At 69.6% G+C, this 24,894-nt stretch carries 22 protein-coding genes; 15 read left to right on the plus strand and 7 right to left on the minus strand.

Going from position 1 to position 24,894, the window contains the following annotated elements; genetic code table 11:
• The first annotated feature begins 93 nt into the window (after positions 1-93).
• Positions 94-801 carry a lysophospholipid acyltransferase family protein gene (locus tag C5O27_RS12340; protein ID WP_006356854.1) on the plus strand — a complete coding sequence of 236 codons (708 nt, stop codon included), beginning with the start codon at positions 94-96 and terminating at the stop codon, positions 799-801.
• Between the two features lie 124 nt (positions 802-925).
• On the opposite strand, the gene C5O27_RS12345 is transcribed toward C5O27_RS12340, so the two are convergent.
• The gene (locus C5O27_RS12345) at positions 926-2,518 is read right to left on the minus strand and encodes a glycosyltransferase 87 family protein (RefSeq protein WP_006356855.1); all 1,593 of its coding nucleotides are present in this window, start codon (positions 2,516-2,518) and stop codon (positions 926-928) included.
• Between the two features lie 135 nt (positions 2,519-2,653).
• Here C5O27_RS12345 and C5O27_RS12350 point away from each other — a divergent pair, with 135 nt between their 5' ends.
• Together C5O27_RS12350 and C5O27_RS12355 are read left to right on the plus strand one after the other, a co-directional pair.
• Positions 2,654-3,148 (plus strand): polyadenylate-specific 3'-exoribonuclease AS, encoded by a 495-nt coding sequence (locus tag C5O27_RS12350; RefSeq protein WP_127962828.1) that lies wholly within the window; start codon positions 2,654-2,656, stop codon positions 3,146-3,148.
• A 41-nt stretch (positions 3,149-3,189) separates the two neighbouring features.
• Positions 3,190-4,587, plus strand: a complete 1,398-nt coding sequence (locus C5O27_RS12355) for a class II 3-deoxy-7-phosphoheptulonate synthase (RefSeq protein WP_127962829.1) — start codon at positions 3,190-3,192, stop codon at positions 4,585-4,587.
• A 3-nt stretch (positions 4,588-4,590) separates the two neighbouring features.
• Here C5O27_RS12355 and C5O27_RS12360 read toward each other — a convergent pair whose 3' ends face one another.
• Complete coding sequence (locus tag C5O27_RS12360) at positions 4,591-5,838, minus strand: protein kinase domain-containing protein (RefSeq protein WP_127962830.1); 1,248 nt, start codon at positions 5,836-5,838, stop codon at positions 4,591-4,593.
• 138 nt (positions 5,839-5,976) lie between these two features.
• Here C5O27_RS12360 and C5O27_RS12365 point away from each other — a divergent pair, with 138 nt between their 5' ends.
• Positions 5,977-6,342 (plus strand): Rv2175c family DNA-binding protein, encoded by a 366-nt coding sequence (locus C5O27_RS12365; protein ID WP_035752774.1) that lies wholly within the window; start codon positions 5,977-5,979, stop codon positions 6,340-6,342.
• Here C5O27_RS12365 and C5O27_RS12370 read toward each other — a convergent pair.
• Positions 6,311-7,897, minus strand: coding sequence for an alpha-(1->6)-mannopyranosyltransferase A (locus C5O27_RS12370; protein WP_425269561.1), 1,587 nt, complete (start codon positions 7,895-7,897; stop codon positions 6,311-6,313). The two genes, C5O27_RS12365 and C5O27_RS12370, sit on opposite strands and share 32 nt — an antisense overlap.
• Positions 7,894-9,042 (minus strand): polyprenyl synthetase family protein, encoded by a 1,149-nt coding sequence (locus C5O27_RS12375; RefSeq protein ID WP_006356861.1) that lies wholly within the window; start codon positions 9,040-9,042, stop codon positions 7,894-7,896. The genes C5O27_RS12370 and C5O27_RS12375 overlap by 4 nt, the downstream gene beginning before the upstream one ends.
• 11 nt (positions 9,043-9,053) lie before the next feature.
• Between C5O27_RS12375 and C5O27_RS12380 the strand changes: the two genes are divergently transcribed.
• Positions 9,054-10,031 carry a methylenetetrahydrofolate reductase gene (locus C5O27_RS12380; RefSeq protein ID WP_035752683.1) on the plus strand — a complete coding sequence of 326 codons (978 nt, stop codon included), beginning with the start codon at positions 9,054-9,056 and terminating at the stop codon, positions 10,029-10,031.
• Positions 10,032-10,055: 24 nt separating this feature from the next.
• On the opposite strand, the gene C5O27_RS12385 is transcribed toward C5O27_RS12380, so the two are convergent.
• Genes C5O27_RS12385 through C5O27_RS12395 form a run of 3 tightly spaced genes read right to left on the minus strand, consistent with a single transcriptional unit; the run spans position 10,056 to position 13,329 of the window.
• Positions 10,056-10,952 carry an LppM family (lipo)protein gene (locus C5O27_RS12385; RefSeq protein WP_035752681.1) on the minus strand — a complete coding sequence of 299 codons (897 nt, stop codon included), beginning with the start codon at positions 10,950-10,952 and terminating at the stop codon, positions 10,056-10,058.
• Positions 10,953-10,964: 12 nt separating this feature from the next.
• Positions 10,965-12,611, minus strand: coding sequence for a phytoene desaturase family protein (locus C5O27_RS12390; RefSeq protein WP_127962832.1), 1,647 nt, complete (start codon positions 12,609-12,611; stop codon positions 10,965-10,967).
• Positions 12,612-12,657: 46 nt separating this feature from the next.
• A complete protein-coding gene (locus C5O27_RS12395; protein WP_035752678.1) occupies positions 12,658-13,329 on the minus strand; it encodes a GNAT family N-acetyltransferase in 672 nt (223 codons plus the stop codon).
• 320 nt (positions 13,330-13,649) lie between these two features.
• On the opposite strand from C5O27_RS12395, the gene C5O27_RS12400 reads away from it, so the two are divergent.
• The 10 genes from C5O27_RS12400 (at position 13,650) to murD (ending at position 24,891) form a co-directional block, all read left to right on the plus strand.
• Positions 13,650-14,114 carry an SAV_6107 family HEPN domain-containing protein gene (locus tag C5O27_RS12400; protein WP_006356866.1) on the plus strand — a complete coding sequence of 155 codons (465 nt, stop codon included), beginning with the start codon at positions 13,650-13,652 and terminating at the stop codon, positions 14,112-14,114.
• A 177-nt stretch (positions 14,115-14,291) separates the two neighbouring features.
• Positions 14,292-14,693, plus strand: a complete 402-nt coding sequence (locus tag C5O27_RS12405; protein ID WP_035752676.1) for a DUF3040 domain-containing protein — start codon at positions 14,292-14,294, stop codon at positions 14,691-14,693.
• Positions 14,694-15,122: 429 nt separating this feature from the next.
• Entirely contained in the window at positions 15,123-15,563 is a 441-nt protein-coding gene (gene mraZ / locus C5O27_RS12410; protein WP_006356868.1) for a division/cell wall cluster transcriptional repressor MraZ, read from the plus strand.
• Positions 15,564-15,807: 244 nt separating this feature from the next.
• Positions 15,808-16,794 carry a 16S rRNA (cytosine(1402)-N(4))-methyltransferase RsmH gene (gene rsmH, locus C5O27_RS12415; RefSeq protein ID WP_127962833.1) on the plus strand — a complete coding sequence of 329 codons (987 nt, stop codon included), beginning with the start codon at positions 15,808-15,810 and terminating at the stop codon, positions 16,792-16,794.
• A gap of 2 nt (positions 16,795-16,796) precedes the next feature.
• Positions 16,797-17,705, plus strand: coding sequence for a cell division protein FtsL (gene ftsL, locus C5O27_RS12420; protein WP_127962834.1), 909 nt, complete (start codon positions 16,797-16,799; stop codon positions 17,703-17,705).
• A gap of 103 nt (positions 17,706-17,808) precedes the next feature.
• Positions 17,809-19,743 carry a peptidoglycan D,D-transpeptidase FtsI family protein gene (locus tag C5O27_RS12425; RefSeq protein WP_006356871.1) on the plus strand — a complete coding sequence of 645 codons (1,935 nt, stop codon included), beginning with the start codon at positions 17,809-17,811 and terminating at the stop codon, positions 19,741-19,743.
• A gap of 170 nt (positions 19,744-19,913) precedes the next feature.
• A complete protein-coding gene (locus C5O27_RS12430) occupies positions 19,914-21,599 on the plus strand; it encodes a UDP-N-acetylmuramoyl-L-alanyl-D-glutamate--2,6-diaminopimelate ligase (protein WP_127962835.1) in 1,686 nt (561 codons plus the stop codon).
• Entirely contained in the window at positions 21,596-22,120 is a 525-nt protein-coding gene (locus C5O27_RS12435; protein WP_127962836.1) for a UDP-N-acetylmuramoyl-tripeptide--D-alanyl-D-alanine ligase, read from the plus strand. Before C5O27_RS12430 ends, C5O27_RS12435 begins: the two co-directional genes overlap by 4 nt.
• A 94-nt stretch (positions 22,121-22,214) precedes the next feature.
• On the plus strand, positions 22,215-23,312 hold the full coding sequence (mraY, locus tag C5O27_RS12440) for a phospho-N-acetylmuramoyl-pentapeptide-transferase (protein WP_006356874.1): 1,098 nt from the start codon (positions 22,215-22,217) through the stop codon (positions 23,310-23,312).
• Positions 23,305-24,891, plus strand: a complete 1,587-nt coding sequence (murD, locus tag C5O27_RS12445; RefSeq protein WP_127962837.1) for a UDP-N-acetylmuramoyl-L-alanine--D-glutamate ligase — start codon at positions 23,305-23,307, stop codon at positions 24,889-24,891. The genes mraY and murD overlap by 8 nt, the downstream gene beginning before the upstream one ends.
• Positions 24,892-24,894: the final 3 nt, after the last annotated feature.

Consider the following 24,894-nt stretch of genomic DNA (forward strand, 5'->3'; position numbering starts at 1 on the left):
ATGTCGGGACCAAGGGGTGAGGGGTTCGGGCAGTGGGGGTCCGATGTCGACAGCGACGTCGGGTCGAGTTCGTGGCGCGGCGAGGAGAGTCTCATGTGGTACTGGGCGTTCAAGTACATCTTCCTGGGACCGATCCTCCGTGTCCTCGGTCGCCCGACCATCGAAGGGCATGAGAACATCCCGACCGACGGGCCCGCGATCCTCGCGAGCAACCACCTGGCGGTGATGGACAGCTTCTTCCTGCCGCTGATGGTCGACCGCCGCATCTACTTCCTCGCCAAGAGCGAATACTTCACCGGCACCGGACTCAAGGGTGCATTCCAGCGGTGGTTCTTCACCGCGGTCGGACAGATCCCCATCGACCGGTCGGGCGCTGCCGCCGCCGAGGGCGCCCTCACCGCAGCCCGCCGCCAGCTCGACAGCGGCAAGCTGATGGGCATGTACCCGGAGGGCACCCGCTCACCCGACGGCCGCCTGTACAAGGGCAAGACCGGGCTCGCACGTCTGGCCATGGACACCGGCGTGCCGGTCATCCCGGTCGCCATGATCGACACCCACAAGTTCAACCCGCCCGGGTCCGTCCTCCCGCGCCCCACCAAGGTGACCGTGCGCATCGGCAAGCCCCTCGACTTCTCCCGCTTCGAGGGCATGGAGGGCAACCGCTACATCGAGCGCGCCGTCACCGACGAGATCATGTACGAGCTCATGCAGCTCTCCGGCCAGCAGTACGTCGACGTCTACGCCGCGAGCCTCAAGAACAAGGCGCCGGCGGTCGAGTCGCCGGCCGCCGACGCTGCCTGAGCAGGGATACGGTTCGGCCCTGCGAGGCTCGCTGCGCTCGCACCTCAGGGAGCGAGGGGGGCGCTGCGCTCGCACCTCAGGGAGCGAGGGGCGCTCGCGCTGAGGGAACAACAGAGCGAGCCGGCTATCCCGCTTCGCCCACGCGCGCCTCGTCGAGGACGACGCACAGCTCGGGAATCCAGTCGCGATCGGCGGGGACGACGTCGTCGAGGTCGAGCCGGCGCAGTTCGTCGGCCGTGAACCACTGCATGTCAAGGTGTTCCAGCGCGACCGGGGTGCCGCCGCGGAGGTGTGCCCGGTAGGCGTGGAGGACGAGGCCGTTGGGCAGGGTCACCGGCTTCCCGACACCGTCGCCCGCCTCGACCTCGGCGCCGAGCTCTTCACGAATCTCCCGGGCGAGGGCGGCCGCGTGGGTCTCGCCCGATTCGACTCGGCCGCCGGGCAGTTCCCACTTGCCGGCGAGGTCGGCCGGATGGGCGCGCTGGGCGAGCAGCACCCGACCGCCGTCGACGATGGCCGCGGCCACCACGTCCTTCGGACGGTCGTCGGTCTCCGCGGCGCCGCGCGCGGAGCGGGTCGCGATCAACCAACCCATCGTGACGAACGTGGCGATCGTCCAGGCCGCGCCGAACACGGCCTCGACGGCGGCAGGCGGCACGGGGCCGTATTCGATGAGGACGCGCAGGATCCACGGGATGCCGAGGCCGGCGACCACGAGCCACAGACCGAGGATCGCGCGGGCACCGGGGCGTCGAGCGCCTGCACCGTGCACCAGCCAGATGCCCAGCGGAACGACCCAGACCCAGTGGTGGACCCAGGAGATGGGCGAGATCAGCAGTCCGAAGAACTGCACGACGAGCAGGACGCCGAGCGCGTCGGACACCGCGCGCCAGGTGAACACGACCACCACGGTGGCGACCAGGACGCCGAGGAACCAGATCCAGCCGGTACCGACGTCGAAGCCGACGAACCGCGACAGCGTCCCGCGCAGACTCTGGTTGATGACCGCCTCGACGGGGCCGATCCGTTCGGCGTCCCCGAAGAGGGTGCCGTAGTAGGTCCGGGTGACCTCCGGGAAGAGCAGCAGACAGCCGAGGACGGTGAAGACGAAGGCGAACGCCGCCGACAGCGCGCCCCACGGCTTGCGGACGACGAGGTACCAGAGGCCGCTGATCGCCGGGGTGAGCTTGATGCCGGCCATCAGACCGATCAGCGCTCCACCCGCGAGCACACCGCGTTCGCTCGGGGTCCCGTCGGCGCGGCGTGCCCAGGAGATCGCCAGCAGGGTGCCGAGCATGAGGAAGACGTTGATCTGGCCGTAGTCCAGGGTCACCCGGACCGGTTCGCACCAGATGGCCGGTGCGGTCCACAGCGCGGCGAGCGCGTGGACGTCGGTGGTGCGGCCGCAGAGTCGGAGCGAGAGGACCACGCACGCGTAGAGGGCCGCGAAGGTCGCGAGCTGCCAGCCGATCGCCACGACGTCCCACGGGATCAGCGACAGGGGATAGAGGACCACCGCGGCGAACGGCGGATAGGTGAAGGGGAGCGCGAAGTCCGTCTCACCGGAATAGGTGAACAAATAGAGCGACCCGTCGGCGAGACCCGCCGAACCGTCGCGGTAAACGTGCAGGTCCACGAAGTTCCTGCCGTTCACGGTCAGCGTGTCCCAGACGAGCCGCGCGATGATCGACGCCGCCAGGAGAGCGGTCGCCAGCACAGACCTGGAGCGCACGAATTACCAGGGTAGCCAGCAAAGGACGGCAATGGCGAAACGTGACTCGTCCGGGCGCGTATCCGCGCCCCATCTCGCCGCGCGTCGAGGCCGTCCGGGGCGGGTGTGAATACTGTCCCCATGCGGTTCTTCTACGACTCGGAGTTCATCGAGGACGGAAACACCATCGAGCTGGTCTCGATCGGGGTCGTCGGCGAGGACGGCCGTGAGTTCTACGCGGTGTCCACCGAGTTCGACCCCGGCCGCGCCGGTGACTGGGTCCGGGCCAACGTGCTGCCCAAGCTTCCTTCGCCGTCGTCGCCGGTCTGGAAGGACCGTCGCCGGATTCGCGAGGACCTCCTCGAGTTCCTCACCGCGGACGGGACCGACATCGAACTGTGGGCGTGGATCGGCGCCTACGACCACGTCGTCCTGTGCCAGATGTGGGGTCCGATGACCGCGCTGCCCCGTCCCATCCCGCGTTTCACCCGCGAACTCCGCCAGCACTGGGAGGCCGCCGGACGTCCCGCACTCCCGCCGGCACCGTCCGACGCCCACGACGCACTGAGCGACGCGCGGCACAACCTGCGCCGGTGGCAGGCGATCGAGAAGGCCCGTCTCGACTCGCGTGGCTGACCCGGCGTAAATCGCCGGGGAGTCTGCTTTACGCTGGACCAGTGGTGAACTGGACCGTAGACGTTCCTATCGACGAACTCCCCGAACTGCCGCCGCTGCCCGGTGGGCTCCAGGAGCGTTTCGACGACGCGATGAGCCGCCCCGCGCTGCAACAGCCGAGCTGGCCCGCCGAGGAAGCACGCAAGATCCGCACCGTCCTGGAGTCGGTGCCGCCGATCTGCATGCCCGCCGAGGTGCAGTCGCTGTCGGCGCAGCTGGCCGACGTGGCCGAGGGCCGCGCCTTCCTGCTGCAGGGCGGTGACTGCGCGGAGACCTTCGCCGACAACACCGAACCCCACATCAAGGCCAACATCCGCACGCTGCTGCAGATGGCCGTCGTCCTCACCTACGGCGCGAGTATGCCGGTGGTCAAGGTCGCGCGTATCGCCGGCCAGTACGCCAAGCCGCGGTCGTCGAACGTCGACGCCCTGGGCCTGCCGTCCTACCGCGGCGACATGGTCAACGGGTTCCCGGCCGACGAGGCCGTGCGCCAGCACGATCCGTCGCGTCTGGTGCGCGCCTATGCGAATGCGGCCGCGGCCATGAACCTGGTCCGGGCACTCACCCAGGCCGAGGCCGACCTGCACCGCGTCCACGACTGGAACCGCGAGTTCGTGCGGACCTCGCCCGCCGGCGCCCGCTACGAGGCACTGGCCTCGGAGATCGACCGCGGCCTGCGGTTCATGGACGCCTGTGGCGTCACCGACTCGAGCCTCCACTCCGCGTCGATCTTCGCCTCGCACGAGGCGCTCGTCCTCGACTACGAGCGCGCCATGCTGCGCCTCGCCGACGCCCCGAACAAGGACGCGCAGGAAAAGGTCCTCTACGACCTGTCCGCACACTTCCTGTGGATCGGTGAACGCACCCGCCAGCTCGACGGCGCGCACATCGCCTTCGCCGAACTGATCAACAACCCGATCGGTGTGAAGATCGGTCCGACGACGACGCCCGAGCAGGCCGTCGAATACGTCGAGCGTCTCGATCCGCACAACGTCCCCGGCCGCCTGACCCTCGTGGCCCGCATGGGCAACGGCAAGGTGCGCGAGGTGCTCCCGGCGATCGTCGCCGCCGTCGAGGCGACCGGACACAAGGTCATCTGGCAGTGCGACCCCATGCACGGCAACACCCACGAAGCGTCGACCGGCTTCAAGACGCGTCACTTCGACCGCATCGTCGACGAGGTGCAGGGCTTCTTCGAGGTCCACCGCGCGCTCGGCAGCCACCCCGGTGGCGTGCACGTCGAGCTGACCGGTGAGGACGTCACCGAATGTCTCGGTGGCGCACAGGAGATCTCGGATCTCGACCTCGCCGGCCGCTACGAGACCGCCTGCGACCCGCGCCTCAACACCCAGCAGTCGCTGGAGCTGGCATTCCTCGTCGCGGAGATGCTGCGCGGCTGAGGTTCAGCCGATCGTGAGATAGGTGCTGCCGACCCAGAACCCGGCAGCACCGAGGCCCACGGCGAGCAACAGCACCAGGAGAATCCACAGGAACGCGCCCAGTCGCCCGCCTCCGCTCAGGTCGGGTTCGAGCGGGTCCTGGTCGCGCGCGGCGACGACGCCTCGGCCCCGTGAATCCGCCCGGTTCTCGCGCCCACGCGCGGGCGCGGGCCGATCATCCGCGTCGCCGACCCCGGCGACCGGGCGGACCGGTGCCGCGGGGGAATCCGGCGACGACGATCCGGGCTCGTAGGGCCCCGGAGCCGACTGGACCCGGGTGTCGTGGCCGACCGCACCGGCTGCGTGGTAGCGCGACTTCATCTCTCGCTCACGGGACCGCTTCGGCGCGGGCACCGTGAAGGGCGGCAGGTCGAGGTCGTCGGCGACCGCGAGCAGCGCATGCTGCATCTCGAAACCGTCGGCGAAGCGGTCGGCCGGATTGCGTTCCGTCGCGCGCAGCACGATCTCGTCGAACTCCGCGGGGACGCCGGCGATCACGTCACCCGGGGCGGGGACGTCGTAGGTGAGTCGCTGGTAGGCCAGTGACAGCGGCGAGTCCCCGTGGAAAGGGGTTCGGCCGGTGAGCAATTCGAACATCATCACGCCCATGGAGTAGACGTCGCTACGGGCGTCGGCGTGGGTGGACTCGACCTGTTCGGGGGACAGGTAGGCGGCGGTGCCGAGGATGACGCTGGCCGAGGTGACCCCTGCCTCGGCGACGGCGCGTACGAGACCGAAGTCGGCGACCTTGACCTCGCCGGCGTCGGAGATCAGCACGTTCTCCGGCTTGACGTCGCGGTGAACGAGGCCCGCGGCATGCGCCGTCCCGAGGCCGCCGAGCACGGGTTCGGCGACGGCGACCACCGCATGCGGCGGCATCGGACCTCGTTCGCGGAGGAGCTCACGAAGGCTGCCGCCGTCGACGAGTTCCATGACCAGGAAGGCGATGCCGTTGTCGATGCCCTGGTCGTAGACCGCGACGAGACCCGGGTGTTTGAGGCCGGCGACCGCACGCGCCTCGAACTCGAAGCGGCGCAGGAACTGCGGGTCGCCCGAGTACCGGGAGTCCATCACCTTGACCGCGACCTCGCGTCCGAGCCGGAGGTCGACACCGAGGTAGACCGCCGACATTCCGCCCCGCGCGATGGGGGCGTCGATGCGATACCGGTCCTCGAGGACGGTCCCGAGCATCGGGTCGACGGAGGAGTTCACCCCGCTGAATCTACCTGCAGGACCAGACCGTCGGCGTCATCACCGCGTGTGACCCACCCCCGGGTGTCGGCGGTCGCGACACCGCGCGCGGAGATCGACGGTTTCATCGTGCCCGGATGTACCGCTACGCTTCTCCCCGTGGGTTCCATTCCGTTGTCGCCTGACACCCTGTCCGCTGATGTCGAGATGCTGTCGGTCGACGAGGTCGCCGACCGGCTCGCGGTGTCAACCAACCGGGTGCGCACACTCATCCGCGACCACAACCTGCTCGCCGTCTCCCGCGGTGGGCATCCGGTCATTCCGGCGGTGTTCTTCGACGACGAGGGCGTCGTCAAACACTTCTACGGTCTCGTCGGGGTCCTGCTCGACGGCGGTTTCACCCGCGACGAGGCGATGAACTGGTTGTTCACCGTGCACGAAGACCTCGACCTGTATCCGGCCGCGGCGCTGCACACCGACTCCGCCCGCGAGGTCATCCGCCGGGCGCAGGCTCAGGCTTTCTGACCTCGCCGGCCGCTGGTTCCTCCGGTGCGCCGGTCCGGTCCGCGCCCCACGCCCATCGGCCGAACCGGCCGAGCCGCAAGGGGTCCGGACGCAGCAGCGACCAGGCGGCGAGTCCCGCGAGCAGGAACGCCAGCGTGAGTTCGAAGGGCTTGTAGAAGACGATCGCGTCGTCCGGCTGGAACACGATGAGCATGAACGTCGACGCTCCGACCACGGTCGCGCGCGCCCACGGCGGGAGGGTGAACGCCACCGCGATCGCCAGCGCCCACGTGTAATACCAGGGGAGCGTGGACGGCTCGAGCAGGAGCACGGCCAGCATCGCCCACGCCATCCCGGCGACCGCATCCCTCTCGTTGCGCCGGTGACGCCACCACAGGGCGACGAGGGTGATCGCGAGGACCACGGACCCGATCGCGCGCGTGATCTCCAGCACCGGTTGCAGATTGAGTGCGACGAACGGTGCGGCGACCAGCGTGACGAGATGCGCGACGAAGGTCGGGATGGTGAACCAGTTGATGATCACGTCGGCCCAGCCCAGTCCTGTCAGCCAGCCCAATCCCAGGCCCACCAGCAGGGTCCAGAGTCCGAACACCGCAACCGAGATGCCGACGATCGCGGCGAAGACGCCGACGACGTCGCGGGCGGTCACCTGCCGGCGGGAGCGTATGTGGGACAGCCAGATCCAGAGCACGAACGGCACCGCGATCCCGGCGGTGATCTTGATCGACACGGCGAGCGCGAGGACCGCGGTGCCGGCGACGTGCCGTCCGCTGACGACCAGGACGACACCGGTGGTCAGCACGCCGGCCATCAGGAGTTCGACGTGGGGTCCCGCGACGAGATGGATGAGGACCATCGGATTGAACAGCGCCAGCCACAGTCCCGCCTGCGGCGAGGCGCCGAAATGGCGTGCGAGTCGCGGGATCGCCCACAGCGACAAGAACAGTCCGGGTAGGAGGACGAGTCGCACCGCGAGGATGCCCGCGACGACGTGGTCGCCGGTCACCTCGGTGACGACGCGCAGCAGACCCATGGTGAACGGCCCGTACGGCGCCGTGGTGGTGGCCCAGACCGTGGCCATGCTGTCGACGAGCGGGCCCGGATGGTGGGCCGGACCGTCGGCGTAGGGGTTGAACCCGGCACCGAACACCGCCCCCTGCGCGAGGTAGGCGTAGACGTCGCGGCTGTAGACCGGCACGGCCACGAGCAGCGGCGCCGCCCAGACGAGCAGCCATCGCTGCAGGGTCCGGACGGACGGGGAGTCCGCGGCCCCCCGGGCGGTCCGACGGCCGAGCCGGACCCAGGCGAACACCATGAGGAAGACGCCGAGCCAGAAGAAGGTACCGAAGAGGTTCTTGCCGTGACCGTAGGTGATCCAGCTGAGTCCCAGGTCGGCGAGTGTCGTCGTGTTGCGGGGCGGGTCGCCGACGCCGAAACTGCCCACGCACACCAGAATCGCGCCGATTGCGCCGGTGATCAGATCGCCGCGTGCGGTCCGGTCAGCGAGGTCCGGGCGAGTGGGCGTCGGAGTCGATGCCTTCACGCGGGAGTTCACGCCTCGCGATGCGCGGTCCGGTGGGCGACCGCGGTGAGTTCGCTGCGGATGTCGTCGCCGATGTCGGCGGTGTCCAGTGCGCCGAGGGCGGCGCCGAGGAGGTCGTCGATCTGGCCCTCCATCTCGGCGACCGCGCCGACGTCGACGAGAAGCGCTCGCGCGGAGCCGAGTTCGTCCTCGTCGAGCGGGCGACCGATGAAGTCCCGCAAGCGGTTCCCGAGGGCGGGGTCGGAGTCGTCGGCGCGTCGTAGGGCGGTGGCCAGGAGAGCCGTGCGCTTGCCCGAGACCAGGTCGTCACCCGACGGCTTGCCGGTCCGCTCGGGGTTGCCGAAGACGCCGAGCTGATCGTCGCGCAACTGGAAGGCGATACCGAGGTCGTGCCCGATCTTCCGCAGCGTCGCGACCAGAATCTCCGACGCCCCGGCGAGACGTGCCCCGAGCTCGAGCGGGCGGGCCACCGTATAGGCGGCGGTCTTGAACTCCATCACGCGATACGCGGCGGCTGCCGAGTCGTCGCCGCTGGCCTCGTTCACGATGTCGAGGAACTGGCCGCCGAGCACCTCGGTGCGCATCGCCGCCCAGGTGGCGCCGACGGCCGGCGGGAGAGCGCGGTACCGGGAGGTGTCCGAAACCCCCGGCCGATGATCGTGCACGAGGTCGTCGGCCCACGCGAGCGCGAGGTCTCCGGCCAGGATCGCCGCGGCCACCCCGTGGCCGGCGGCGTCGCCGGCCCAGGAGGCGGCGGCATGCCGCGACTGGAAGACACGGTGCAGCGTCGGGTGCCCGCGCCGGGTGTCGGACTGATCGATGATGTCGTCGTGGATCAGGGCGCACGCCTGCACGAGTTCGAGGGCCGCACCCACCCGCAGGGCGTCGCTGGCCTCACGGCCGACGCTCGACGCCGCGTCGGAGTCGGCGCGACCCGATTCGGTCATACCGCACCGCCATCCGGCGAAGGCGAAGACCGGCCGGATGCGCTTGCCGCCCTGCAGGACGAAGTCGCGGACCAGTTCGGCCGCGGTGCCGACCACCGGGGCGATCTCGGCCGCGGCGGGGACCGCGACGTCGAAGAAACTGCGCAATTCGGTCTCGACGGCCGCCGGGACCGCATCGAGCGAGGTCGGCGTGGGGGAGGCGGAGGTCACCCTGCCAGGCTATGCGAATCGCTATCTACACTGTTCGGGTGACCCCAACCGCTCCGGCACCCTCGATCGTCGAACGCCTGTCCGCCCCGCACCGTGGACCGGTGCCGTTCTCCGTCGAGTTCATGCCCCCGCGCGACGCCGAAGGCGAAGCCCGGCTGTGGCGCGCGGTGCGGATCTTCGAGCGGTTGTCCCCGGCCTTCGTGTCGATGACCTACGGTGCCGGCGGTTCGACGCGCGACCGCACGGTCCGCATCACCGGCGAGCTCGCCGCCCAGACCACCCTGCTGCCGGTGGCGCACCTGACCGCGGTCAACCACAGTATCGCCGAACTGCGCGCACTCGTCGGCGCGTACGCCGATCAGGGCATCGCGAACATCCTCGCGTTGCGCGGCGACCCGCCGGGCGATCCGCTCGGCGAGTGGATCGCCCATCCCGAGGGCGTCGAATACGCCGAGGAGCTGGTCCATCTCATCGACACCCTCGGCGACTTCCACGTCGGGGTGGCGTCGTTCCCGGAGGGCCATCACCGTGCCCCCGACCTCGAGCACGACACCCGCAACCTGGTGAACAAGCTCCGCGCGGGTGCCGAGTACTCGATCACCCAGATGTTCTTCGACGTCGAGGACTACCTGCGTCTGCGCGACCGGGTGCAGGCCGCCGACCCCGAGCAGGGTGCCAAGCCGATCATCCCGGGCATCATGCCGGTGACGTCGCTGGCCAGCATCAAGCGCATGGCCGAGCTGTCCGGTTCGGTGATCCCGCCGAAGGTGGTGGAGCGATTCACCAAGGCCGCGGGCGATGGTCCCGAGGAGGATCGTGCGACGGTTCGCGCCGTCGGCATCGACTTCGCCACCGAGACCGCGGAACGGCTCATCGCCGAGGGCGCACCGTGCCTGCACTTCTGCAGCCTCAACTTCGCCAAGGCGACTTCAGAGGTACTCGGCCGCCTCGGCGTGGACGTCGACGCCGCGCTCCACGTCCCCGCCTGACCCTGGAACCTGGCTGTTCGGGTCCTAACTCTTCTCGGGCGCTGTCGAGGCCTTCGGGTCAGCGGCCGCCGAGAGTCCCTCACCCGACAGGGTCGACGGTGCGGTGTTGGTGGCGACCGGTCGTCCCGGGCGCGGGCCGCGGTACCGCTTCGCATAGGCGAGCCGCGCGATGATCAGCACCGCGATGAGACACACGATGGCGACGAACCAGGACCAGCTGCTGACCGCGGCGGTCGCGGGATCCGGGTAGGTGGCATCGGCGGTGAAGTCCGACGGCTCGCCCGGAGCCGGGGTCCAGGTGACCGTCGACTCGCCGACCTGGTCGCCGTTGGTCGCCGTCACCGGCCCGCCGAAGGTGACCGTCAGCTGGACGAAGTCGCGACCCGGGATGAGTTCGGACAGGTCGGTGTCACCGCGGAAACGAACCACCTCGCCGCTGCGCTTGGCGGTGAGGTCCATCGTCAGCGAGGTGTCGCCGTAGGCGTCGGCGATGATGTCGCCGAGCTGGCCGAACTGGCCGGCGGTGAGATCGGAGAAACTCGCGCGGCTGCCCACGCGGGTGACCGCCTCCTCGCCGTTCCCGGCGTCCCCGCTGCGGTCATCGCGGTCGGCGGACCCCGATGGGGCAGCCGACTCCTCGGGTGTCTCCTTGTACTCGGTCACCGAGACCTGCCCCATCATCGACTCGGGGAGATCCAGCTGCGGAGCGCCACGGGGATTGTCCGGTGACGTCGCGACGATGACACTGCCCGAATACCGATCGCCCACCGTCGTCGAACGCTCCAGGCAGCCGGCCATCAGCGGCGACAGAAGGAGAGTCACGACCGCCACCGCCAGCGGCATCAGCCGGCGGGGTCGGGACTGACCGCGGGAGGACTTCGGTGCACCCTGCTCGGGAATCGACAATCGCACGCTGCTCATCGTGCCAGACACTCAGCTGAACAAACGTCTCCTACGCAGTGCGGCGTGCCCGGCGATGTAACCGCTCGCGCCCGTCACCCCGCCGCCCGGGTGGGTCGACGCCCCGGCCAGGAACAGTCCGTCGGCGCCGGGGACGCGATGGCCCGCCAGGTCGGGGGTCGGTCGCCACATGAACATCTGGTCGATCGACATCTCGACATGCATGATGTTGCCGCCGATCAGGCCCAGCTCGGACTCGAGATCCTCGGGGGTCTGGATGTACCGGTGTGCGATGGACTCCGCGAAACCCGGTGCATGACGGTCGACTTCGTCGCAGACCGCGGCCGCCGCCTGTGCCCCCAGCGTCGACCAGTCGCCCCCGGCGTCGCTTGCGCCCGCCGTTGATCGAGCACCGGCGAGCCGATAGGGGTGCCACTGTGCCCACAGGTTGATCGCGTGCCTGCCCTCCGGGGCGAGGGTGGGGTCGATCGCCGAGAAGCTCATCGCCACCACCGCGGGCCGCGGCGGTAGTGCACCGACCGCCGCAGCGGCGTGCGCACGGATCAGGTGCGCACGGTCGGTGACCAGCAGGCCGAGTGCCGAGTGGACGCCGTGGACGGGCAGGTCGTCGGGGAGGTCGCGGTAGACGGGCAGCGCGGTCGTGCCGAGACGCACCGCCATCCCGATCCCGCTGCCGACGACGATGTCGCGTCGCCAGCGGTCGATGGTCCCGGCGTCGAAACCGCCCGCCGCCAGCAGGTCCAGGGTCGCCAGCACGTGGCAGGCGTTGATCACGGTCGGTGTGCACCGACGCTCGCCGGATTCGGTCTGCACCCGCCAGTGGTCACCGCACCGGGTGATCGAGACGGCCGGGTCCCCGCACACGATCCGGCCGCCGTCGGCGCCGATGCGGTGGACGAGCGCATCGGTCAGCGCACCGCTGCCGCCGATCGCGCGGCCGGGCGGGATGAGATGCATCAGGGCGGCGAACCCGACCATCGGCGCGGTGCCGGGTGCGTTCATCGGCGGTCCCGACTGCGCACCGAACCAGGCGAGCCCGGCCTTGAGCTGTTCGGAGTCGAAGTATCGGTCGAGGAGCGAGTCGCCGGACGCCATGAGTTCGGCGGTGAGATTCAGCATCGCGCCGCTGCGGCGTCCGATCAGGCCGGTGCGTTCGGTGGTGGCCGTCGAACCGAGACCGGCGAACGCCCGCCCGAACTGTCCCATCGACGCGGGTCGGTAGAAGACGTCCATGACGGCCCGCGCGCGCGGCGTCCAGGTCTCGACGAACTGCCGGTATGCCGCGGCATCCTTTGCGCCGCAAGATCGTTCGATGGAGACGCACGTGGCGTCGAGATCGGTGCGGAAAACGATCGCCGGGGCCGTGTCGGTCGCCGGCACGAAGGCCCAGGGGTCGCAGTCGACGTACCGGAGTCCGTGCGAGGCGAGGTCGAGGTCGTCGAGAACGGGGGAGTGCCGGATCATCAGGTGCGCCGAGGAACCGCGATCGATGCGGTGCCCCGGGAAACGTTCGACGGTCGACACCGCCCCGCCGGGGATGTCGTCGCGTTCGAAGACCTCGACGTCGCGACCGGCCTTCGCGAGGTAGGCCGCGGCGATCAGGCCGTTGTGGCCGCCGCCGACGACCACCGCGTCGCGCCGCTCCCCGTGCCCGCTCATGCGTGTTCCGTGCCGTGCGCTGTCGTCTTTGTCTGTGCCATGCCCTCTATCTTCCGGATGGTGGGGGACCGGGGGGCGGCGGTTGCAGATTCAGCGGCAACGGACGGCCGAGGAACGCGAACGGACGGGGGTCGCCGGTGAAGGTGAAATGCCGGAGCACGTCCGTGAAGCCCATCCGCCGGTACAGCGACCACGCCCGGTTCTGTTCGGCGGGGATCTCCGGCGTAGACAGGAGGACATGACGTTCGGGCCGCTCGGCGAGGAGCCGTGCCAGCAGCAACTGTCCGATGCCGCGTCCCTGTGCGGTGGGATGAACGTGGAGCTCGGTCAGCTCGAAGTAGTCCCGGGCGATCATCTCGATGTCCGCGGGCGAGCGTCCGGTCTGCCGCAGCCCGAGCCGGAGCTGCTGATTCCACCACTGTCCGGTCGCGCCGGTGTAGCCGTACGCGATGCCGACCAGGACGTCGTCGGGACCCGTACCCACCGGCGGTCCGACCCGGCGACGGGACGTCGGCATCGACTGCGCCTCGTGCGGGGGCAGGGTGGCGACCGCGCCGATCGCGCGCCAGCCCGGCCGGGCGATGTGCTCGCGCCACAGGGACGCTCGATGCATCTCGGTCCCGCGGGGATATCCCATCGCGGTCACGTAGACGTCGAGAGCGGGCTCCAGCCACACGCGGGAGTCCTGACCACTGAGGTTCACCAGCCGGAGCGTCAACGTCGGGTCGCTTCCGGGTTCACCGAGCGGGCCCGCACCGCCCCGGCCATGCGTTCTCCGACCATCTGGCGTGACTGTCCTCTCGGTACGGCGGACTCCGCGGAATCGGGTCGCGGGACCCGGTGTTGAAGAAGGATGCGGGCGCGGACCCACGCCTTGAAGAGACGCGCGCCGCTAGCTATATTGAACGTGTCGAACGGGTGTTCGATGAATGTGCCTCCGCAAGCTGTTCGCGTTCATCCCGACGACATGACGGTCCGGTGGCGGACGAGGGAAGCGTCTGCCACCGGACACCGTCGCCAGCGAGTGAGGAGGATGCCATGCCCGGACGGCCCACATCCCGCCGGTCCGCCCCCGTCGACCCGGTGATGGTCGGACGTGCGCGCGACCTCCTCCAGCGCGCCCATCTCCTCCTCGACAACGCCGACGGCGTCTCCGACGACGCCGAGCGATTTCGGCAGTTCTATCTCGTCGCCCTCCGTGCGGCAGGCGCCGCGCTCGCGATCGGCGAGCCGGCCGGCCCCGCCCGTCGCAAGACGTCGAACGCCTGGACCCGCATCGGAGTTGTCGCTCCCGACCTCGCCCCGCTGGCCGCGCGCTTCGCCACGCTGTCGCCCGTCCGGATGAAGATCGAGTCGGGGATCATCCGAACACTCGACCCCGACAGTGTCGCCGGCATGCGACTCCTCGTCCTTGATTTCCTCCGCCGGGTCGAGACCTTGGTCATTGCTTACGAGCAAGGCAAATTCGGGACAGAGGAGCCCCAAATCGGGCGAACTGCGTGAGGCCGGACACACATTCGGCGTTCCGTTGTCGTTCCGGTATGTGCATCCGGACCAACAACAGCGAGTAATGGTGGTCGCGGCTGATTTCACCTCGTATCATGGGAGAATAAGGCGCAGACGCCTCACCGGTCGCGGTTGACCGTCGTCGGCGTCGCGGATCAGGGAGAAGGAGGGTCGGTGCCACTTTCGGAGCACGAGCAACGCATGCTCGAACAGATCGAGAGCGCTCTGTACGCGGAAGACCCCAAGTTTGCGTCCAGTGTCAAGCGTCGTCGGCTGGGTAAGTCGAGTGGCCGTCGTCGCCTACAGGCGGTGGCCATCTTCGTCGTCGGCCTCGTGATGCTCGTCGGCGGTCTCATCGTCAAGATCGACATCGGGGGATTCCCGATCGTCAGCCTCCTCGGCTTCCTGGTGATGTTCGGCGCCGGTCTCTTCGCCCTCTGGGGTGACGACCTCGCCGACTCCGCGACGTCCGCGCCGCGTGCCGGAGGCAAGAAGCAGTCCGGGTCGTCCGGCTCCAAGCGCAAGCTGTCGGAGCGGATGGAAGAACGATTCAACCGTCGGTTCGAGCAGGAGTAGATCCCCGGCCGGCCTGAAGGCCACGACTCATCCGGAGCCGCGCACCCAGTGGGTGCGCGGCTCTTTCGTATGTGCGATCCAGCGCGCTCCCGGCCGTGCGCCCCAGTCGCCCCACCGTCACCCACTCCCGGGCCCCACCTTCCCCCACCGGGGGTCCCCACTTTGCTCCACTTATGACGGAACTGCTGGTCGCACGGGTATCTGGCACCTCAGGAAACACGTCTGCCACACGCTCCGGGAGGTGTAGACGCGCGTTTGCGCACGGGACACGCACGAAGTTCCACACATTCTGCCCGCTTGAACTGGGGATTTGCTGAACGTGGGAGATCGTGTGGGCCTCTGGGGTGGAAAGTGGAGGAAAGTGGGGTACTGTGGCAGCACTGGGTGAGGCGATCCGGAGCGCGGAACCCAGGGGCAGGAGGTGTCGACATGTCTGTGCGATTCGTCGGCACCTACACGCCCAAATTGGACGACAAAGGGCGACTCACGTTGCCCGCGAAGTTCCGCGATGCACTGGCAGGAGGGGTAGTGGTCACCAAAGGCCAAGACCACAGCTTGTCGGTGTATCGGACCGAAGAGTTCGATGCGATCGCGGCGAGGATCGTCGAGGCGTCACGCAACGACCCTGACCTGCGTGCGTTTCAGAGGACCTTCTTCGCCGGTTCGGAAGAACAGCGACCGGACGGCCAGGGCAGGATCAGCCTGTCCTCCGACCATCGCATCTATGCGGGACTGTCCAAGGAGTGCGTGGTGTTCGGCAGCTTCGATCACCTCGAGATCTGGGATTCGGCCGCATGGGACGAGTACCAGACGCAGCACGAGGAGAACTTCTCGGCAGCCAACTCGGCCGCGTTGAACGCGGTCTTGTAGCCGAGAGGGGACGGGGCTGAGCGGTACTCGGGCTTCGGGTGGCACGAGGCCCCGATCCGGTCCGACCCTGGCGTACTTCCCCAACGCCAGGTACGGAATCGGATCGGGACCTCGCTCCATCCGGGGCGCGGCCCGACGGTGATCCGCCGTCCCGCCCGCGACATGACACTCCTCCGACAAGTCCTTCGCACCGAAACGCCGACTCTGCCGACCGACATGGCCGACACGCCGATGGGGGCCCTCCGTGGATGACACTGGTGACGACACTCGCCGCTCGGGCGAGTTCGGCCACATCCCGGTCATGGGCCGGCGGATCGTCGAATTGCTCACCCCGGCACTGGAATCAGAAGACCGGCGGGTGTTCCTGGATGCGACGCTCGGCGCCGGTGGGCACAGCGAACTCATCCTGAACACATTCCCCAACGTGCACCTCGTCGGCATCGACCGCGACGCCTCCGCCCTGGACATCGCGCGACGCAGGCTCGCGCCGCACGCGGACCGGATATCCCTGCACCAGGCCACCTTCCACGAGATCGCCGACGTCCTCGACGACGCCGGTGAGGAATCCATCGACGCCGCGCTGTTCGACCTCGGCGTCTCGTCGATGCAGCTCGACCAGGCCGGCCGGGGATTCGCCTACTCGGTCGACGCGCCCCTGGACATGCGGATGAACTCCGACGACCCCGTCACCGCGGCGGACGTCCTCAACACCTACGGTCACGGCGAGTTGGCCCGTGTGCTCTCCGAATACGGGGAGGAGCGCTTCGCCGGCAAGATCGCCTCGGCGGTCCTGCGTGAGCGCGAGAAAGAACCCTTCACGACGAGTGCGCGCCTCGTCGAACTGCTCTACGCCACCATCCCGGCGGCGACACGGCGTACCGGCGGCCACCCGGCCAAGCGAACATTCCAGGCCCTGCGTATCGAGGTCAACCACGAACTCGACGTCCTCCGTGAGGCGTTGCCGACCGCGCTGTCGGTGCTCACGGTCGGCGGTCGTGTCGCGGTGATGAGCTACCAGTCGCTCGAGGACCGGATCGTCAAGCGGGAGTTCGCAGCTCGTACGACCTCGACCTCCCCGCCCGGCCTGCCCGTCGAGTTGCCGGGCACCGCCGCGGAGTTCCGCCTCGTGACCCGTGGCGCCGAGCGTCCCGACGACGAGGAACTGTCCATCAATCCGCGATCGGCACCGGTGCGAGTCCGGGCGGTCGAACGAGTCGAGAAGAAGGGCTGATCATGACGATCCTGCACGACGCCCCTCGTCGTCCCGGCTCCGGCCGTTCCGACGACAAGCGTTCCGGCACAGCCCGTTCCGGAGCAACCCGCTCCGACGCCGGGCGGTCGGATGCCGAGCGTGACAGTCGGCGGTCGCGGCGTGCACGCATCGAATCCGAGCGCGCGACCCGTTCGCGGGCTGCCCAACGCGCGCTGGACCGGCGCCACAAGCGCATGGCCACCGGTGCGAGCGCACCGCGCGCGGCCCGCGGCGGGCTGTCGATGTCCGGTGTCTCGCTCCGGGAACGGTTGCAGCACACACCTTTCGTGGTCCCGGTCATCGCGCTGCTCGTCCTGGGCCTCGGTCTGAGCCTGTGGCTGTCGACCAAGTCGGCCCAGGACTCCTACAAGCTCGGCATCGAGCGGACGGAGAACCAGTCGCTCATCGACCAGCGCGACGCGCTCAAGCGGACCTACGAATCCGGCAACTCGGCGCCGGAACTGTCCCGTGAGGCAACCCGTCTGGGCATGATCCCGTCGGACAATCCGGCACGGATGATCGTCGACGACCCGCGCCGGCCCCGAATCGTCGGGAAACCCGCACCGGCATCGGGGAAGCCGATGGCCGACCTCAACCCCGAACTGAAACCCGACCCCACCGAGACCATCGACCCGCGCAAGGTGGACGATTCGATCGGCCTGGGCGGTGGCGCCGTCGGCGCCCCCAACCCGCCGGCCGAGCAGACCCCGGGCCAACAGGCCCCGGCCCCCTCGGCCCCGGGACAGTCCGCGCCGTCTCCGCAACCCGTTCCGGCTCAACCCGATCCGGCCCCCGGGCAGGGGGAGGGTTCGTCGGCGCCGACCGAGTCGGGGTCCACACCCCAGCCCTCGACCCCGGTCCCGGCGCCGAATGTCGTGCCCCGGACGTGAGGTGCCCGCGGGTCGTGGGGACTGTCACAGTGCGCCCACCGATCTGCAACCCGCCGACGCCAAATCCCTGTCACGACCTTGAAGCGGTGAACAATTGACGACCATGACACGTGCGACCTTCGAGCGACTCGGCCACGCGCCGTCTCGCCCGGGACGTCGCCCGGGCCAGGGATCCCGCGCGACCGCAGGCGGCCCGGGTGGCCGCGGACCGGGTAAGGGCGGCCCGCGGAACAGCGGGGGACTGCACAGCTTCGGTTTCCGGACCAAGGTGTTCGGTGTCGTCGTGCTGCTCGTGGTCCTCGCGGTCGCGGGGAGGATGATCGTCGTCCACACCATCCAGGCCGGGTCCATCTCGGCCGAGGCCGCCCAGCAGCGCGAGTACACCCAGGTCCTGACGGCCAAGCGTGGTTCCATCCTCGACCGCAACGGTCGCCCGCTGGCCTACACCGACGAAGCCCGGTCACTGACGTTCCTGCCCAAGGCGGTTCGCAAGTCGATCGACGAGGAGCACCGCAAGAACGACGAACTGCCCGGCGTCGACGAGCGGCTCAAGGAGATCGCCAAGGGTGTGTCGGTCGCACTCGGCGGCTCGATCAGCGAAGAAGACCTCCTCGAGAAGATCACCGGTGACGAACCCTTCGTGTACCTCGCCCGGGCGGTCAGCCCCGACGTCGCCAAACGCATCACCGAGGAGTTCCCCGAGGTCGGCGCCGACCCGGAGAGCATCCGGCTCTATCCCGGTGGTTCGCTGGCGGCCAACGTCATCGGCGACGTCAACTACGACGGCAACGGTCTCATCGGTCTGGAGGCCTCGCTCGACGCGATCCTGTCCGGTACCGACGGTTCCCGTACCTACGACCGCGGATCGGACGGCGCGATCATCCCGGGCAGCACCCGCAACGTGCACCCGGCGATCAACGGTTCCACCGTCCGCCTGACCCTCGACTCCGACACCCAGTGGTTCGTCCAGAGCCAGGTCATGAAGGCCAAACAGGCATCCGGCGCGCGGGGCGCCTCGGCCGTGGTACTCGACGCCAGGACCGGCGAGGTACTGGCGATGGCGAACGACGGCACCTTCAACGCCTCGCTCCCACTGTCGGATCAGCCGAAGGCCGAGCTCGGCAATCCGTCGGTCACCTCACCGTTCGAGCCCGGCTCGGTCAACAAGCTCGTCGCGGCGTCCGCCGCCATCGAATACGGCCTCACCCGGCCGGACACGGTCCACCGGGTGCCCGGCAGCATCCAGATGTCCGGCGTCACCGTCCGCGACGCCTGGGAGCACGGCGTCGAGCCGTACACGACCACCGGCATCTTCGGTAAGTCGTCGAACGTGGGCACGCTGATGCTCGCCAAGCGCATCGGCGAGGAACGCTTCGCCGACATGCTCAAGCGTTTCGGGCTCGGCCAGCGCACCGGCGTCGGACTCCCGGCCGAGAGTGCCGGCGAGGTGCCGGCACTGAGCCAGTGGTCGGGCGGTTCATTCGCCAACCTGCCCATCGGACAGGGTCTTTCGATGACGCTGCTGCAGATGACCGCGATGTACCAGGCGATCGCCAACGACGGTCTGCGTATCCCGCCGCGCATCCTCGCCGGCGAGGAGCGCGACGGCAGCACCCCGGAGGGACGCGCTCGTCCCGAACCGGTCCGCGTCGTCAGCGAGGAGACCGCCCGGACGGTCCGCGACATGTTCCGGTCGGTGGTGCAGGACGATCCGATGGGCGTGCAGATGGGTACCGGCACCAAGGCCGCCGTCAGCGGCTACCAGGTCTCCGGAAAGACGGGTACCGCCCAGCAGGTCGACCCGTCGTGTGGCTGCTACTCGAACTCGCGCTACAACATCACCTTCGCCGGGATCGCCCCGGCCGACGCGCCGCGCTACGTCATCGGGATCATGCTCGACAACCCACGTCGCAGCTCCGACGGCACCGGAGGCCAGTCCGCCGGACCGCTCTTCTCGACCATCGCGTCGTGGATGCTGCAGCGCGCCCAGGTCCCGCTGTCCCCGCCGACGCCGAGGTTGACCCTCACCGCGAACTGATCACGACCGGAGGGGTCGGCGCACCGCATCCCGGACGCCGATCCCGGGGTCGGTATCGTGAGTGCAATTCTGCGCCGAACACGAACCCAGGCCCCGGTAACCAGACCGCAGGTATCCAGACCACCAGCACCACCAGCACACCGACCGAGAACACCCGAGGAGGCGAACACATGACGTCTCGTGGTTCCTCGCACAAGGGATCGGCCGGCAGGCGCAAGGGGAGGAAGGTCGCCGGTCGTCCGCGCGAGATCGCGCCGACGTCCGTGACGGTCCTGTCGACGGCCACCGGCGCCCGGCTCGACCTCGTCGGCGGCGCCGATCGCGACACCAGCGTCCAGGGCGTGACCCTGCGTGCCCAGGACGTTCAGCCCGGCGATCTGTTCGCGGCCCTGCCCGGTGCGGCCACCCACGGTGCGCGGTTCGCCGACCAGGCGGTCGCCGCCGGGGCGACCGCGATCCTGACCGATCCGGCCGGCCGCGCCGAACTCAGCCGCGTCCTGCCGCCCGAGACCGCCGTCGCGGTCCTCATCCACCCCGCCCCGCGGACCGTGCTGGGCAGCGTCAGTGCCCGTGTCTACGGCAACCCTTCGCAGCGGCTGAAGCTGATCGGGATCACCGGCACGTCGGGCAAGACCACCACGTCGTATCTCGTCGAGGCCGCCCTGCTCGCCGCCGGGCACTCGGTGGGGCTCATCGGAACCGTCGAGACCCGCGTCAACGGCGTCGCGCAGCCGAGCTCGCTGACGACACCGGAGGCCCCGACCCTGCAGGCGCTGCTGGCGTCGATGCTCGAGGACGGCGTCGACGTCGTCGTCATGGAGGTGTCCAGCCACGCGCTGTCGCTGGGGCGCGTCGACGGCGCGCACGTCGCTATCGGTGCCTTCACGAACCTCTCGCAGGACCATCTGGACTTCCACCAGACGATGCGCGCCTACTTCGACGCCAAAGCGCAGCTGTTCGTGCCGTCGTCGCCGAACCACGCGGTACGCGCCGTGGTGTGCGTCGACGACGAGTGGGGGCAGCGGATGGCCGATCTCGCCCGCCGGCCCGGCGAGGCGGCGCACCTGCAGCCGGTGACGGTGTCGACCGGTCCGACGCCCGCACACTGGCACGCGGGACCGTCGGATCTCACCGGCGACGGCACCTCCCACACGCCGATCACCGAACCCGACGGCGACCACGTCCTCGTCATGCCTCTCCCGGGCCGCTACAACGTGGCCAACGGCCTGCTGGCGGTCGCCGTGGCCCATGCCGCGGGTGTGCCGATCTCCACCGCACTCGACGCGGTCGCGTCGGTGAGCGTGCCGGGACGTCTGCAGCGGGTCGATCGCGGACAGCCGTTCCTCGCGCTGGTCGACTACGCCCACAAACCCGGTGCCGTCGAGGCCGTGCTCGCGACCCTGCGCGGGCAGCTCGGTGAGGGACCCGGCCGCGTGGCCATCGTGGTCGGTGCCGGCGGCGACCGTGATGCCGGCAAGCGTCCGCTGATGGGGGAGGCCGCCGCACGCGGTGCCGAACTCGTCATCGTCACCGACGACAACCCGAGGTCGGAGGAACCGGCCGCCATCCGGTCCGAGGTTCTCGCCGGCGCCCGCGGCGTCGACGCCGCCGAACGCCCGGCAGGTGCCGAGCCGGTGCGCGAGGTCGGGGACCGCGCGGCCGCGATCGCCGAGGCCGTCGCGTGGGCACGGCCCGGCGACATCGTGCTGGTCGCGGGCAAGGGACATGAGGCCGGGCAGGAGATCAACGGCGTGAAGAATCCGTTCGACGACCGTGACGTCGTCGCACAAGCGCTGGAGTCGTCGACCCCACAGAGCGCATCCACCGATTCGGTGGCCGCGGAGGGTGATCGATGACCGGACCGTTCGTCACGGTGATCCGCGGGGATGCGCCGGTGACGGTCGACGACGCACGTCTGCTCATCCGCCGACTCGCCGAGCACGCCGGAGCGATGCGTGGCAGCGCCGCGGTGGATCGGCCGCGGACCTGGGCCATCATCGCCGAGGTCGCCACCCCCGAGGGGACGCCGGAGAACCAGCGTGTCGTCGAACACGATCTCCTCGGACGTCTGGCCGTCCGGTTGGCCGTCGACAAGACTCTCTGCGTGGGCGACTCCAGATCTGTCCACGCCCTGCACCAGGGCGCCGTCATGGAGGGGTCGTGGGGCGACGAGGCGCGCATCGTCGACTCGGTCGAAGCCGCCGCGGCACTCGTCGACACCGACCCGGACTGGCGGCCCGCCGCCGGCGATGTCATCCTCCTCGCGGCCGCGAGCGCCGAACTCGACTCGGTGGTCACGGCGTGGGGTGCGGGCTGCGGCTGGCAGATCCGCGAGGAGACGGACGCCGGTCCCGGCGACGAGGGGACCGAATCATGAGGGCGCGCGACGAGGCGCGTCGGCCGAGAACACCGAACAGAGTCGGAGACAAGAGCGTGGCGGGGAACGGACGAGCGAACACGAGGACAGCACGATGACCCAGATCCTCCTCGCGGGTGCGATCGCGATCGCGGTGTCGATCCTGCTGACCCCCGTGCTCATCAAGGTGTTCTCCCGTCAGGGATTCGGCCAGGAGATCCGGGTCGAGGGCCCCGAGAGCCACCAGACCAAGCGCGGCACACCGTCGATGGGCGGCGTCGCGATCCTCGCCGCACTGTGGGCGGGGTACTTCGGTTCGCACCTGGTCGGCCTGTTCACCGACGGCGGCAACGGACCCACCGCGTCGGGTCTGCTCGTGTTGGGCCTCGCGACGGCGCTCGGCATCGTCGGCTTCCTCGACGACATCATCAAGATCCGCAAGCACCGCAACCTGGGACTGAACAAGACCGCGAAGTCGATCGGGCAGTTCATCGCCGCGATCCTGTTCGGCATCCTGGTGCTGCAGTTCCGCAACGACTACGGCCTCACCCCGGCCAGCACCCACCTCAGCTATGTGCGCGACATCGACGCCATCGGCCTGGGCGCGGTGGTCTTCGTGGTGTTCTGCTGGCTGGTGGTCGCCGCCTGGTCCAACGCGGTGAACTTCACCGACGGACTCGACGGTCTGGCCGCCGGCTCGATGGCGATGGTCCTCGGGTCCTACGTCCTCGTGACGTTCTTCCAGTTCGTCAACGCCTGCGCCGGCGGTGCCAAGCCGCCCAGCGACATCCCGACCGGGTGCTACCAGGTCCGCGATCCCCTCGACCTCGCGATCATCGCGGTGGCCGGCGGCGGTGCCTGCCTCGGCTTCCTGTGGTGGAACGCCGCACCGGCGAAGATCTTCATGGGTGACACCGGCTCGCTGGCGCTCGGCGGCATGCTCGCCGGCCTGTCCATCACGACCCGTACCGAACTCCTCGCGGTCGTCATCGGCGCGTTGTTCGTCGCCGAGATCATGTCGGTGGTCATCCAGATCGCCTTCTTCCGGACCACCGGCCGCCGTGTGTTCCGGATGGCGCCCTTCCACCACCACTTCGAACTGGGCGGGTGGGCCGAGACGACGGTGATCATCAGGTTCTGGCTGCTCACGGCCATCGCCTGTGCGCTGGGACTGTCGCTCTTCTACGGCGAGTTCCTGGCCACCAATGGCTGATCCGCTCGCCGAGAGCCCCGCGTCTGCCGGCGATTCGCTGGGGTTGACCGGGGAGACCGTGGTGATCGGCGGTGCGGGCACCGCCGGGATGTCGGCGGCGCGGTATCTCATCACCCGCGACGTCCGCATCCTGCTCGCCGACGACCGGTTCGCTGCACGCGATGCCGACGCCGCCGGCCGGGAGGCGGCGATCGCCGCCGTCCCCGGGGTCGCGGACCTGATCGCGCAGGGCGCGGAGGCGGTCGCGATCTCCGATCTGCTCGCCGACCCGTCGTGGACCGGCGACACCGCGGTCGTGATCGTCTCGCCCGGATTCGCACCCACCCACGACCTCGTCGCGCAGGCCGCGGCGGGCGGTGTGCCGGTGTGGGGTGAGGTCGAGTTGGCCTGGCGGGTCGACGCCGCTGGTCTGCTCGGTGAGCCGCGCACCTGGCTGGTCGTCACCGGCACCAACGGCAAGACCACGACCACCTCGATGCTCGCCGACATCGTCGAGCGCTCCGGCCGTGCCGGCGCGGCCTGCGGCAACATCGGTCTGCCGGTCCTCGACGCCATGCGCGCGACGCCCCGCGTCGACGTGCTGTGCGCCGAGTTGTCGTCGTTCCAGCTGCACTGGGCGCCGTCGGTCACCCCGGCGGCCGGGGTGGTGCTCAACGTCGCCGAGGACCATCTCGACTGGCACGGCACCTTCGACGCCTATGCGCTGGCCAAGGCGGGTGCGCTGCGCGGCGACATCGCGGTCGTCGGCCTCGACGACGCGGTCGCGTCGGGTCTGCCGGGCGCGGGACGCCGGGTCGGCTTCACGCTGAACCCGCCGCAGGACGGTCAGCTCGGCGTCGAGAACGGGCAACTCGTCGACCGCGCCTTCGGTGCGGGTCGTCTGCTGTCCGCCGGCGTCGTGCATCCGGCCGGTCCGTCGGGTGTCTCCGACGCTCTCGCCGCCGCCGCACTCGCACTGTCGATCGGAGTCGAGCGCGACGCCGTCGAGGCCGCGCTCACCGATTTCCGGCCCGCCGCCCACCGCGGCGAGGTCGTGGCGACGCGCGACGGCATCCGCTTCGTCGATGACTCCAAGGCCACCAACCCGCATGCCGCCCAGGCCGCGGTCGCCGCGTACGACCGTGTGGTGCTGATAGCGGGCGGCCTGCTCAAGGGTGCGTCGATGGACGGGATGCTCACCGCGGTCGGCCATCGGCTCGCCGGAGTGGTCGCCATCGGCCGGGATCGGGAACTGGTCGTCGAAGCGATCGCGCGACACGCCCCAGAAGTCCCAACAGTCACAGTATTCACAGGGGACGATGGCACGGTGAACGTGCAACGCCAGGGTCAGACCGCACCCGTCCTCTCGTCGATCCCGAACTCGTCGACTCGAGCCTCGGGATCAGACCCCGCCGTCGCCGTGATGGACCGGGCGGTCGCCGAGGCGTGGGAGCTCGCCGCGGCGAGCGACCCGAAGCCCGACGCGGTGCTCCTCGCACCCGCCGCGGCGTCGCTGGACATGTTCGCCGGTTACGGCCGGCGCGGTGACGCGTTCGCGCACGCCGCACAGGACATCGCCGGCACCTCCACCTCGCGGTGAGTC

Origin of the sequence: Gordonia alkanivorans (assembly GCF_004011905.1) — a bacterium.
GTDB lineage: Bacteria > Actinomycetota > Actinomycetes > Mycobacteriales > Mycobacteriaceae > Gordonia > Gordonia alkanivorans.

Bases quoted from the DNA above. Each gene is read 5' to 3' on its own strand.
- C5O27_RS12350 (WP_127962828.1), top strand. From the start codon at position 2,654: ATGCGGTTCTTCTACGACTCGGAGTTCATCGAGGACGGAAACACCATC.
- C5O27_RS12390 (WP_127962832.1), bottom strand. From the start codon at position 12,611: ATGAGCGGGCACGGGGAGCGGCGCGACGCGGTGGTCGTCGGCGGCGGC.
- mraZ (WP_006356868.1), top strand. From the start codon at position 15,123: ATGTCTGTGCGATTCGTCGGCACCTACACGCCCAAATTGGACGACAAA.
- ftsL (WP_127962834.1), top strand. From the start codon at position 16,797: ATGACGATCCTGCACGACGCCCCTCGTCGTCCCGGCTCCGGCCGTTCC.
- C5O27_RS12385 (WP_035752681.1), bottom strand. From the start codon at position 10,952: ATGAGCAGCGTGCGATTGTCGATTCCCGAGCAGGGTGCACCGAAGTCC.
- C5O27_RS12380 (WP_035752683.1), top strand. From the start codon at position 9,054: ATGCGAATCGCTATCTACACTGTTCGGGTGACCCCAACCGCTCCGGCA.
- C5O27_RS12425 (WP_006356871.1), top strand. From the start codon at position 17,809: ATGACACGTGCGACCTTCGAGCGACTCGGCCACGCGCCGTCTCGCCCG.
- C5O27_RS12340 (WP_006356854.1), top strand. From the start codon at position 94: ATGTGGTACTGGGCGTTCAAGTACATCTTCCTGGGACCGATCCTCCGT.
- C5O27_RS12430 (WP_127962835.1), top strand. From the start codon at position 19,914: ATGACGTCTCGTGGTTCCTCGCACAAGGGATCGGCCGGCAGGCGCAAG.
- C5O27_RS12400 (WP_006356866.1), top strand. From the start codon at position 13,650: ATGCCCGGACGGCCCACATCCCGCCGGTCCGCCCCCGTCGACCCGGTG.
- C5O27_RS12435 (WP_127962836.1), top strand. From the start codon at position 21,596: ATGACCGGACCGTTCGTCACGGTGATCCGCGGGGATGCGCCGGTGACG.
- mraY (WP_006356874.1), top strand. From the start codon at position 22,215: ATGACCCAGATCCTCCTCGCGGGTGCGATCGCGATCGCGGTGTCGATC.
- murD (WP_127962837.1), top strand. From the start codon at position 23,305: ATGGCTGATCCGCTCGCCGAGAGCCCCGCGTCTGCCGGCGATTCGCTG.